Annotated in this window: 11 protein-coding genes; all 11 read left to right on the forward strand. The window is 43.7% G+C overall.

All coding sequences use genetic code 11. The annotated features are described in order from the left end of the window. The first annotated feature begins 2 nt into the window (after positions 1-2). The 11 genes from BV11031_RS03140 to BV11031_RS03190 all read left to right on the forward strand — a co-directional run bounded on the left by BV11031_RS03140 (position 3) and on the right by BV11031_RS03190 (position 12561). Positions 3-587: a major tail protein gene (locus BV11031_RS03140; protein WP_010329631.1), complete on the forward strand. Its 585-nt coding sequence runs from the start codon at positions 3-5 to the stop codon at positions 585-587. Between the two features lie 57 nt (positions 588-644). Then, positions 645-1007 (forward strand): phage tail assembly chaperone G, encoded by a 363-nt coding sequence (gene gpG, locus BV11031_RS03145; protein WP_010329632.1) that lies wholly within the window; start codon positions 645-647, stop codon positions 1005-1007. 11 nt (positions 1008-1018) lie between these two features. After that, positions 1019-1201, forward strand: coding sequence for a hypothetical protein (locus BV11031_RS03150; RefSeq protein ID WP_026014493.1), 183 nt, complete (start codon positions 1019-1021; stop codon positions 1199-1201). Positions 1202-1263: 62 nt separating this feature from the next. Then, positions 1264-5040 (forward strand): phage tail tape measure protein, encoded by a 3777-nt coding sequence (locus BV11031_RS03155; protein ID WP_010329634.1) that lies wholly within the window; start codon positions 1264-1266, stop codon positions 5038-5040. 12 nt (positions 5041-5052) lie between these two features. Further along, positions 5053-5886 carry a phage tail domain-containing protein gene (locus BV11031_RS03160; protein ID WP_010329635.1) on the forward strand — a complete coding sequence of 278 codons (834 nt, stop codon included), beginning with the start codon at positions 5053-5055 and terminating at the stop codon, positions 5884-5886. A gap of 22 nt (positions 5887-5908) precedes the next feature. Further along, the gene (locus BV11031_RS03165; RefSeq protein ID WP_206702199.1) at positions 5909-7774 is read left to right on the forward strand and encodes a phage tail protein; all 1866 of its coding nucleotides are present in this window, start codon (positions 5909-5911) and stop codon (positions 7772-7774) included. Between the two features lie 10 nt (positions 7775-7784). After that, the gene (locus tag BV11031_RS03170; protein WP_010329637.1) at positions 7785-9680 is read left to right on the forward strand and encodes a phage baseplate protein; all 1896 of its coding nucleotides are present in this window, start codon (positions 7785-7787) and stop codon (positions 9678-9680) included. Positions 9681-9692: 12 nt separating this feature from the next. Continuing rightward, on the forward strand, positions 9693-11486 hold the full coding sequence (locus BV11031_RS03175; RefSeq protein WP_010329638.1) for a BppU family phage baseplate upper protein: 1794 nt from the start codon (positions 9693-9695) through the stop codon (positions 11484-11486). Positions 11487-11497: 11 nt separating this feature from the next. Beyond that, positions 11498-11863, forward strand: a complete 366-nt coding sequence (locus BV11031_RS03180; protein ID WP_010329639.1) for a YomQ N-terminal domain-containing protein — start codon at positions 11498-11500, stop codon at positions 11861-11863. Between the two features lie 2 nt (positions 11864-11865). Next, positions 11866-12060, forward strand: a complete 195-nt coding sequence (locus tag BV11031_RS03185) for an XkdX family protein (RefSeq protein ID WP_010329640.1) — start codon at positions 11866-11868, stop codon at positions 12058-12060. A 78-nt stretch (positions 12061-12138) separates the two neighbouring features. Then, a complete protein-coding gene (locus BV11031_RS03190) occupies positions 12139-12561 on the forward strand; it encodes a phage holin family protein (protein WP_010329641.1) in 423 nt (140 codons plus the stop codon). The last annotated feature ends 3 nt before the right edge of the window (positions 12562-12564 follow it).

Below are 12564 nucleotides of genomic sequence, written 5' to 3' on the forward strand. Positions count from 1 at the left end.
GAATGGCCCGTACGGGATTAGATGGCATTAAATATTCTGAGGTTGGTGAAGACGAAAAAGCAATTCAGATTAAGAGTATGCCAGGTGCAATCGAATCGAAACTAGATGTCCCAACTGAACTAGCAACTCTGCATGCTGATGACGGTATTTTTGCGGTGAAAAGTTCCGGGGTTGGGGAAGCGAAATTAGAACTGAACCTGGCTGACCTTACCACAGAAATGAAAAAAACACTTTTAGGTGTGAAGGTTGTCGATGGTATTGAAGAGTACCATAAAGATATGGAGCCTCCTTACGTGTGCATCACGTGGCGGCAACGTCACCATGAGAAAGGCTATGTGTATTACGCCCTGTTAAAAGGGAAGTTCGGTCCTCCGTCTGCAGATGGGAAAACAAAAGAGGATAAGGTCGATTTCCAAACAGATTCCATAGAGGGACAGTTCATGCCTCGCAAATTTGACGGTAATGTATTCCTGATTGGTTATGATCATAATGAAGGGTTCACACTTGAAAAATTCTATCAACGTGCTTACGGGATGCTTCCAGATGGAATGACAACAGATGAAGTCAGCGCAGATTTAGGAAAATAAAACGGGCAGCCGGACAGCGGCTGCTTTTTCTATAAAAATTAAAAGGTGGGTTTCACAATGGTGAAAGCAATTTTAAAAGATTATGCACTAGCTGAAGTAGATGAAAACGGCGATATTGTATCTGTTCCAGAAAAAACATTTGTTCAGCCAATTGTTACAGCAAGGTATACGTATAGAGCTTTAGAAATACATGCAAATGCAATGGACGAAGAATCTGGCATGACAGAGCATGATGTAATGAATGATATGATGGCTCTCGTCTTAGATATATTCAAAAATCAATTTACCTTTGATGATATTTTAGACGGTGTTCAATCTGATGATTTATTTGATTGGCTCAGAGATATTATTGATCAGGTTATGGTTAAAGATAAAAAAAAGGCTCAATTGAAGAAGAAGGCCGAGCAAGCTCAAAAATAACAGGGAAACCAATGACCTACAGGGACTACCTTAACAGGATGAAGCAGATGTATCTTGACTTGATGGAGAATGGATACAAGCTTCATGAAATAGATGAAATGGATATACAACGTTTCTTTGATCTTGCAGACTACAAGCACGAGGAAGAAAACAAACTAGTCCCTGCTTATCAAATATTCGGCGTGACTTTGTAAAAGGGTGTCTGGAAAGACGCTCTTTTTGTGTTTCTAAAAAACGATAGAAGGGAGGTAACTATTTGGCGACAGAAGGTAGACCGATAGGAAATTTAGTCATTAATACCACGCTAAACGATGCAGGAGTAAACAGAGGGATAACCGGTCTGAGAAATAACCTCAAAACAGCGCGGACAGCCACAAAAGCAACTGTTCAAGAGTTTAAAGCGATGGGTGACGAACTCACGGCCAGCAAAAAGCAGGTTGAAGGTTTATCAAATGAGCTTTCCATTCAAGAGCAGATAGTGGAAGAGTACCGGAAGTCTTACGAGAAACAGGTTGAGCTATACGGCGAAGGCTCACAGCAGGCCCAGAAATACGCCCAGCGGCTCAATACGCAGATTCAATCGTATCATTCTCTCGAAGGGTCTCTGCGGCGCGCACAGATGCAATATCAACGGTTGGAGCAAGCCCAAAACCAAGCGAGTGAAAGCGCCGAGGGGTTAACGGATAGCCAAAGAGAGATCGGCGACGCGAGTGGTGAGGCTGGCGGGAAAGTATCCAAATTCAGTTCTTTTATCAAAGTTGGTCTGGTTGGTGCGTTGACTGCAGGCGTTGCTGGTGTTGGAGCTCTTACGGCTGCAATCGGCGGGCTTGGTGCAAAAATGGCCCTTGATACACAGGCGGCTCAGGGAGAAGTACGGGCTCAATTAGGGCTTACGGAAAAAGAGGCTCAAAAGGTAACAAGCTCGGCAAAAAGATTATGGGCTGATGGTTTCGGCGACAGCGTTGGGGATGCTAAAAACGCAATCGTCAATGTAAAACAGAACGTAAAATCATTAAAGGGTGCAACCGACGAAACGGTAAAAGAAGTTACGAAGGGCACCATGACCATTGCCAAAGCTTTCGACCAAGACGGAAACGACATTACTAAGTCAATCAACGCGATGCAAAATTCATTTGATGGACTTTCCTCTGATGCTGCTATGGACATGATCACTAGTGGTTTTCAAAAGGGTCTTGATTATTCTGGGGAGTTCTTAGATTCCATTAACGAATATTCCAATCAGTTTGCGTCTGCAGGGTTCTCTACACAAAAAATGTTCTCAATCTTTCAGGCCGGCGCCGAATCCGGTGCCTTCCAGCTGGATAAGGTCGGGGATCTGATCAAAGAAATGAATATACGTTTGTCCGATGGAACTGCAGATGAAGCGATGCAATCCCTATCAAGTCACACCCAACAGCTATATGCAGAATTTAAAAAGACGGGTAAGGGTGGCGACCAGGTTTTCACGGCCGTTATGAAAGACATTGACGGCATGAAAAATAAAAGCGATGCCTATAAAATCGGTCAGCAGATTATGGGCACACAGTTCGAGGACTTAGGACAAAAAGGCGTGTCAGCTCTCGCTAACGTAAAGAGCAGCTTTTCGAATGTGGACGGAGCAACGAAAAAAGCTGGCCAAGCCCTTCAAGATAATTTTGGGACAAGGCTTAAAAAGATTGGCCGTTCTGCCCTGACATCGTTAGAGCCTATTGGAAATGGGGTCCTAAGCTTGCTCGAACCCGTCATGTCTGGCTTAGAGTCTGGCATGAAAAGCCTTGAACCGACTTTTAACAATATCGCGAATGCCGGAAAAAATCTTAAGACTATTTTCTCTGGCATAATGGACGTTTTCAATGGTGATACGTCAAAAGGTGCCGATAAACTGATGGACTTTTTCCCAGTGTTAACGGTCCAGACCATTATCGACGGGATAAACAATATTAAGACGGCTTTTTCGGGCTTTAAGCAGCAGGCACAGCCCATCATATCCAACATGAAGGCAAGCTTTGACGCCATGAAGCCGACCTTTTCGGCTCTCGGCACTATTGCATCCCAAGTTTTTGGAACCCTTGGCCCTCTGGTCAAACAGGCACTGGGCGGCGTGATGTCGTTCATTGGTCAACTCACTGGGCAGTGGAAGTCTTTCTGGCAGCAAAACGGTTCAGTGATCACTCAAGCCCTTCAAAATGTGTGGTCGATCGTCCAGTTTGTCATGCCGGCAGTACTTGCGATCATTAAATCTGTATGGGGCAATATCAAGGGTGTGATCACCGGCGCCATGTCTGTAATTCAGGGCGTTATCCTCGTTTTTTCTGGGTTATTGACCGGGAATTTTTCGAAAATGTGGGAAGGAATTAAGAAAATATTCTCTGGCGCGATAAAAGTTGTCTGGAATGCTATCCAACTTTCATTTTTCGGCAAGATTCTTGGCGGCGCTAAGGCACTCGGTGCTGGCTTAAAGGGCATTTTCCCAAAAATGTGGGGCTGGATTAAAAGTTTGTTTAAAGATGGAGCCTCAAATGCGGGAAAAATGTTCACATACCTTAAAGACAAAGCGTTTAAAATTGTCGGCGATATGAAAGACGGCATTGTTAAGAAATTTTGGGATATCGTCGATGCTGCCAAGTCATTGCCTAAGAAAATGGGTGATGGAATTAAGAGCATGGCAGGCAAAGCATGGGACGGAATAAAGGCGTTTGGAAACCAAACGCTTCGCGGATTCGGTAAAATCATCAATGGCTTTACTCAGCAGGGTATCAACTGGATCCTAGGAAAAATCGGGGTTGATACTAAAATCCCTAAATGGGAAGTACCGCAGTATGCAAATGGTACTGGCGGGCATCCAGGAGGCCTAGCCATTCTCGGTGATGGTAAGGGCTCAAATGCTGGACCAGAAGCTTTTATAACCCCTTCGGGTCACATGGGACTGAGCCCTGCGACTGATACGCTGATGAACCTTCCTCAAGGAACACAAGTCATGTCAGCGATTGACACTAAAGCTTTTCTTTCGGGGGTACCGGCTTATGCAAACGGAACGAAGAAGAAAGAAGGATTTATTTCAAAGATGTGGAATGGAGCAAAGGCAGCCGTTGGAAAAGTGAAAGACCTTGCTTTAGATGTATTTGACTATATCAGCAACCCATCAAAACTCGTCAAAAAGGTTATTGAAAAGCTGGGGTTAAAACTGCCTAAAGTAAAAGGCATTACCGGCGATGTTCTAAAGGGCTCATTCTCCCTTATTAAAAAGAATTTTGTTAATTTCATCAAAGATAAGTTTGGAGAATCAAGCAACTTTGGTGAGGGCGGCACGGAAGCCGTCAAAAAGTGGGTTGCTAAAGCCTTAAAGATAAAAGGGCTGGGATCAGAGTATGCCTCAGCGCTTGAAACAATAGCAATGAAGGAATCAGGCGGCAACCCGAATGTTGTGAATAGATGGGATTCAAACTGGAAAGCTGGTCACCCATCACAAGGTTTAATGCAGTTTATCCCGAGTACCTTCAACGCCAATAAGGAACCAGGGCACGGAAATATCAAAAATCCAGTTGACCAGATCCTTGCCTCCATTAACTATCTGAACAGCAGATACGGCGGAATCTTAAATCATCCTGGCTTGAAGGCTATGGCGCACGGCGGCCGTTATGTCGGATACGATAAAGGCGGATTGATTACCCGTGATCACATGGCCGAGGTCCATAAAGGGGAAATGCTGCTGCCGTTGCGTCAATTTAGGCGCAGCCAAGCTCATAAGGTTCTCAGCCAGGCGGGCAAAATGGTTGGGTATGAGCCGGAAAGCCGGTCAAGCTCAAGCGATGCAAACGCATTGCAAACGATGGTGACTCTGCTGCAGCAACAAAACAGTAACCAGCAAACCGAAATTAATCTGTTGAGCCAAACGGTGAGACTATTAACGCAGCTTGTGGCAAAGGATCCTAAGATGGTATTAAGCGTACAAGAATTAAACAAAGTCCAAGACGATGTTTACAACAAAGAAAGGAATCAAAAGGGATTGCTGAACAATGTAAGCTTCTCTTAGGAGAGTGGTAGGTTGATAAACTATGATCTAATAATAGATGGCAAGTATTTAAGCGAGACTCTTGATGGCGTCTCGCTTTCATCATTTAGACCGGAGGCGCCAGTGTTCGAAAGGCAGACGGCAGGAACAAGCGCGCTCATTAACGGGACGATGATGCTTAAGCAGGGGAACACGGGGCGTTACACAGAAAGAAAGATCAACATAAAAGTGCTTGTGGAGGCAAATAGTTCTTTTCAGTTCCAGATCAAAAGGGATGCCGTTTACAACCTTTTTGTAAGAGAGGATCCCTATTATGTGATCAATACGCAGCAGCCTTATAAACGATGGCTTGTTACGTGTGATGACGCATTTTCCATCTATCAAGAAAACGGCAAAAAGTATCAGGAAGTGGACATCACGTTGACGGCCATTCAGGGACTTGCTGAGTCTTTAAATGACAGCACTGCATCTATGGAATTGAAGGACGAAAAGTTTCACTTGGGTATGAATATCCGGCGGGATTCAACCCCTGTGTTTCACTTTCAAAATAAAAATTCTTTTGTAGTGGATAACATAGGGGACGTAAAATTGGACCCGATTAACTACAATTACAACGTCGAAATGTATCTGCAGGGTACTGATATTTCAATCACTAATATCACAACAAATGAAACCCTGACGCTGAACGGAAAATTTTCAAAAACAGATAAGATAACGCTTTTGAAGCATCACATTTTGAAGAACTCTACGCCTATTTCCGATAGGAGTGGGCGGTTCCCGACTCTTGCAGCCGGCCAGAATCAATTTAGGATTGCGGGTGCTACCTACAGCGATATCCGATTCATTACACACTTTTATTATAAATAGGGGGTGATGCTCTGTGAATCAGATGTTTGTTCATGACATTAAAACTGGCCAAAAATATGAGCTCATTTATGTTGAGCCAAAAGTGAATGATGATGTCACTGGGAAAAAGGATTTGTCTTTTTCGATTACCTTGACTGAACACAATCAGATCCCTTTCAATGCTTTAGTCGGAAGAAATTTTATTATGATCGACGAGATGCGGTATAAAAAGCAGCAGTATTTCATTAACACGCCCACCATTAAACAGGAAGGGGCTTTGCTGACTAAAGACATAACAGCCACACATATCTATTCCTTTAGGGCGGCCAAGCATGTTGTTCACGAGACGATAGAAGGTACAAAAACTCTCAATGAAGCTCTTAAGCACGCAGTGAAAGGCAGTGAAATCACATTTGCAATTATGCCGGACGCGAAGGGAATCGGAGCCAAAAAGCTGGAGGGTTTCGGCAATAAAAAGACCTCTGAGCTGATGGATGAAATCATTTCTACCTTTGGGGTGGAGATCATCCCGGATAACACGCATTTATACATTTATAAAAAAGCCGGCAAAGAGATAGTGAAAAGGTTGGATAACCTTTCGAATCTCACGTCTTTACAGATCACAACAAGCGAAGATAACACCACAACACGGGTGAAAGGCTACGGGAAGCTCAAGGAAGATAAAGACATTCTGGGTGATCAGTCGATCCCCTACGATTCCAAAACAGGAACCTGGGCGTATGATAGCTCATTAAAAGCTGATTATACGAAGAAAATAGGAGCCACGTTTTCTTTCTCCTTCACAGGGACAGGTTTTAAATTTAAAACCCTAGTGTCGAAGCTGGGCGGTAAATGGGAATTTAAAATAGGCGATCAGACGAAAGCCATTTCTGTCTATAAAGATTCAGCCCCGACAGAAAAAGAGTTTGATATCATTCGCGGCCTGGACAGCAAGACTTATAAGGTAGTTGCTACTTTTAAAGGCAGGGACAGCAATAACCCAAATACCAAAGGCGCAAAGAAAGCCGATCCGGTCATGTACCTTCTGCGCGGCAACATTATCGGGGTGTACAGGACTTTCAAGAATGAGGATGAAAAGTATGTCTTTCCTCCGGTTACCTATGTTCATCCAGAGGAAAAAAAGTTTCTCATAAACGGGCAGCCATCTTGGGCGGAACCGGTCACGGATGATTCAATCACGACAAAGGATGACATGATTAAGCTGCTTAAAACCAAAGTCAATCCTTATGCAGAGGTGTCCTATGACGCCGACTATGTGGAATTGTTAGATCAGGCCCTGGCTGATATAGAAGAGCCGGTTATGGCAGGGGACACCATTCGTGTATATGCTGATACGCCTCTAAACGGGATCACTTTTGATGGGAAGCTGAGAGCAACAGGGGCCTCATACAACCCATTAAGACCAGAACAGCCCTCTGACCTGACAATTGACGGGAAACGAAAAAGCCGTGTAGACATGGAAATTGAAGAGAAAAAGCGAGCGAAGAATCAGGAGCAGGCTATCAAGAATTATCAAAATCAATTGGCTTCTGGGCTTGCTGAGATCAATCAAATAAAGCAAAGTCTGGCGAATACGCAGGCCTCACAGCAGACCACATATACTTTCTCTTTGCAATTCTTAGATGGTGAATGGTCTGTGTCTAATGGCGAGGGTTTTGCTTCCTTGGCAGTTGGTATCCTTTCTTTGAATACGGATGAGGATTATGCAATCCAGTATGTGACCGGCGATGCCAATTCCATTATGAAAGAGGCAGGCTACACGTTGTATACCGAAGATGTTGACACGGACATCATTAATATAACCCTTTATAAAGACGGGAAAATAAGTGATCCTCTGGGCGTTCCTGAAGGTTCAAAAGTGAAAATTCTTATAGTAGGACAGAAATAGAGGTGAAAACATGACGCTTTATCTTAATAAGAGGCACGGGGATGCTCCAAACGCTAAACTCTTTACTCAGCTGGACGATAACGCCAAGGCAACCGAAACGGAAGTCAATCTGCTAAACAATAAATTTAAATATCATGAAAGCTCACAGACCGCCCACAAATCAAGTCAAATTGATCACGGCGGTCTCTCTGTTTCTACAGAATTAGAAACGATGAAAAAGCGTTTCGCCAACGTGATTACTAAAGCAGACGGCACAAATGTAAAAGAGGTTCTGGACCTCCGTATAAACCGAGAAGGTAAAGAATTTGACACGGCAAATGAGCGTGTTGTGGAGATTGAAAAATCACTCTCTGACCTTGATGCCTCTGTTCAAAAAGAATATGGGTTCGATTACACGACAATCCCGCCCGTTTATCATACGAGTTTGAACCTTGCAGATAAAACGGTGCTGCAGTGTTTCGTAATCGACGAGAAAACAGGCGATATATACGCGACGCAGGTGGGAAGTGGCAACACAGATCAAAGTCAAAACTATGTCATTACCCGGATGAATAAAAATGGCGTAATGCTTGATAGCATGACAGTCGTTCACGGCGGGCATGGCACCACAATCGGGCTTGAACGAGAAAACGACAGAATGTATATCTGGTCAAATTATGAGGTAGTTGATTCACATGGTAGCTCAATCGGTCATGACCTAGTTCGGTTTCCCTACACAGCCGGGGCAACGATTAACGGAGGAAATGGCGGCATCAAACGGTTTAATAAATTCACTGATCTATATGCGATTCCAGTTATTGATCAACAAAACGGTTTGATTGCCTTGCGTTTAAAAGACAGCAACGATGACAGCGTTGTGCAGCTGCGTAAATTGAATGATGTGAAAAACGGTATTGATAACCTGCTGGGAGAAGTGACAGTTCCAAACGATTTGCATTACCTGCAGGGCTTTACTATCGACGGATACGACTTGTATTGGTACACAGGAGACACTAACAGCGTCACCTATCCGGCTGAATTGTCTTTGTTCAGCTTCAAAGATGGAAAGCTTAAGAAACGAATTACATGTGATTTTGGCCGGGGCCCTGATGGGAAATACGAGGGGGATTTTCGGGAGCCTGAGTCTGTGTTTCTTTATAAGGATCCAATGACAGGGAAGAAATCGTTATTCGCAGCAATTGCAACCGGTACAGTGGGAAAGCGCTTGGCAAAAGTCTATGCGTATCATTCCAAAGACAATGCGGCTGCATTTGCCACAGACTTATCACAAGGGTTTCAAGGTTACCCATTGACCAAAAACAATGGATTCGCAAAGAGTCTGCCTGATGGACTGACAAAACTCAAAGACTTTCGCCAAGTGGGTTACTATTACATGAAAACAGCAGAAGCAAACAAGATGACAGATCATCCGGCCGGCGGCGATGCGGGATGGTGGCTTCAAGTTGCACCGGCTGACGGTTCCGGTTCTGTTATTCAGACGCTTACACGAAATTCCACAGGGCGATCAATTAAAATTTTCACTCGGGTTGTAACTGGAACGGGGGTTGCCGGGGAATGGGCGGAGCTTATGTCCAGTCAAGATTTGGATTGGACGAACCTGCCCTTGAAAAACGGGGCTTCGAATCCTGATTCTAATGATAAATTGCAATATGCCATTAACGGCGGTCTTGTTTATTTGCGTGGAAGGGTTAAAATTCCGGAAACGGACGGGGTAATATTTGCAGTTTTACCGGCAGGAGCTAGACCAAGTAAAGCTTGGTATGACGGCTGTCAGGTCGCTGGAACAACAGGACAGCGCAAAATAGACGTGCGTGCAAACGGGGAAGTTGTTGCCTATGGATTCGCGGTAAACAGTGTGGACGCGGTCACTTACACATACCTAAATATTGTCTTCCCAATAGGGTAAGGAGGGGGATTCATGATTTATAAAGATGCTGCGATAAGTGCCTTTGTAGGCACTAGCTCAAGCAGCAGGACAACAAACATACATTTTAGTACACAAGATATAGGGACGGCCAAATTGACATTTAAAGTGTTCAAAGATGGCGTCCCTTTACCTTTGTCCGCGGTTACTGGAAAGCTTGTTATGGTAATGGCCGACGGCAGTAAATTCATCAAGAATATTATGATCGTCGATAGGCTGAAAGGCATTGCGGAATACGTTTTGACAAGTGAGGAAATCAAGCATTCCGGCAAAGTTCAAGCGTCGCTTAATCTGTATTACGACAATAAACAGTCACTTGGCATCACGCAGTTTACTTTTCAGATAGACAAAGACCTCATTGACACGGATATTGTACCAATTGCCGAGTATTATATTGAGGATTTTGAGACATTGAGGCAGTCAGTTGAGGCGATAGTGGCAGACCTTCAGGAGAAATTTAAAGATCTGGATAATGTTGAAACGAAGACAGGCGCACAGGAAAAAGCCGATGCTGTCCAGTCAAATTTAGACGACCATACAAGCGACAAGTCCAACCCTCACGGCGTTACAAAAAGTCAAATAGGATTGGGCAATGTGGACAATGTGAAACAAGCTTCTAAACAAGATTTTGACCTGCATGTATCGGATGCAGCCAAACACATTTCTTCTAGCGAGAGAACAAAGTGGAATAACGGTCAAAATTTCAGAATAACGGCAGAGAACGGGACACAGAAATACAACCTCAAAGAGGGCTCTTTTTATGATTCGCTTAAAGATGTCGGGACTGTCTCTTTTTATGGGACCAACGCTGTCACAGATAACCCGTCATCATCAAGCTTGCGCGGTCTGCAGCTCGTTGGTCAGCCTGGTATTGGCATAGGATATGCCGTGGACGTGAATGGGAATGCTTGGTGGTTCTATTACAATTCGAATCATACGAAAATCAATTGGTTTCCGGTAGAGTCCATCGCGGGTGCTCAGTCGAAGGTAGATGCTCACGCAAATAGAAAGGACAACCCGCACGGCGTAACAAAAGCGCAAGTAGGTTTGGATAAGGTGGATAATGTTCAGCAGGCTTCATTAGCAGAATTTAATGCGCACAACTATAACAGCATAAGACACGTTGTGCAGGGTGATAAGGATAGATGGAATGGTGCACAACTATCGAAAATTACAAATGATGTCGGGGGTGTATCTTTTGCAGTAAATGAAGGCGAAGACATGCTTCAGGCAATTGTAAATAGAGGTAGGAGCATGGGCACCTTTTATGCAAATGGAAAAGCAGTAAATTCTCCTTCTAGCGCCTCTACAAGAGGGTTTTATCAAATGACAAGTCAATCAACTGATGGCAAGGGTATGTATGGCTGGGTTTATGCGATGGACTACAGAAATAATGTTTTTACAAATTATTATGATGGTAATTCTTCGGGCTGGACAGGGTGGAAACAGCTGGATTCAAGCAAAAATTTTGAAAATGCAAACTGGCAAAACGTCACGCTTAAAAATGGGGCTGCTATGGGAGACAGGCCGTTCCAGTACGCGAAATGGGGAAATCTTCTTTTACTACGCGGGCATATCACAGCAACACGTGAGGTTGTATGCGGAACAATCCCAGCTGACAGACTGCCAGCAAATGGTGCAGTTGCATTGGTGTTGGTTTCAGGCACAACGGGCTACAGTAAGCTATTTGTTTATTCAAGTGGAGATATGAAGTTAACCGGCATCCATTCAAATAATGACAGCGCCGTTACAGGTTATTACATGGATGCTGTTATCCCATTAAATTAAGGAGGCAAAGAATGTTACAGGTTTATAGATACGATGAAAATTATCTATTTGTTGAACCAGTTTTAGTCACGGAAATGGACGATACTGGGAATTATGCTATCCCTGCTGATTGCACGACAGTGGCGCTGCCGGACTCTCCTTCTTTATTCAAACCAAAGTTTGATCCAGAGAATCAGGAATGGTCAGAGACTGCCACACAGGAAGAGATTGAGGCGATTTTAAGTACAGGTGAAGTTGAAGAATCACCTGTTCGACTATTGCAAGAACAAAATGCTTTGCTCTTATCACAATTAGCTGAAACTCAACAGCAGTCAGAAGAACAAGCAAATATGTATGCAGAATTAATTATGTCATTAACTGAAAAGGGAGTGTTGTAAGTATGGATTGGTTTAAATGTATTAATAACTGCTATAAATGGGGCTGTTATACATCTGATGATGTTCGTAAATTTGTAGGCTATGAGAAAATCACAGCTGAGCAATTCAAAGAAATTACCGGGGAAGACTATGCCACTCCCTCAGAAGGGACTTCTGGGACAACTGACGGATCTTCTGGGTCTGACCAAGTAAACTAGGAGTCAAATACGACTGAAAATACACCTGTAGGCGAATAGGTGTTTTTATTTTGCCTCTAAGGAAGGTGATAACAAGAAATGGAGGAAACGACTGTGTTTATTAATTTTGAAACATTGGATTTAGCGAGAGTTTACCTGTTTGGAGGTGTTAAATATCTTGATTTACTGCTGGTTCTTAGTATTCTTGACGTCATAACAGGCGTCATCAAGGCTTGGAAATTTAAGAAGCTGCGGAGCCGAAGTGCTTGGTTTGGTTATGTCCGGAAAATGCTTAGTTTTTCGGTGGTCATTGTGGCAAATATCATAGATACAATCCTCAATCTGAACGGCGTCCTGACATTTGGGACCGTTCTTTTTTATATCGCCAATGAGGGGCTTTCCATTACGGAGAACCTTGCACAGATCGGTGTTAAGATTCCGGCTGCCATTACTGACCGGCTTCATGTAATCGAAAATGACAACGATCAAACAAAAGAAAAGGATGAACAGGCTGCTGGATAAACC

The sequence above is a fragment of the Bacillus vallismortis genome, from assembly GCF_004116955.1.
Taxonomy (GTDB): domain Bacteria; phylum Bacillota; class Bacilli; order Bacillales; family Bacillaceae; genus Bacillus; species Bacillus vallismortis.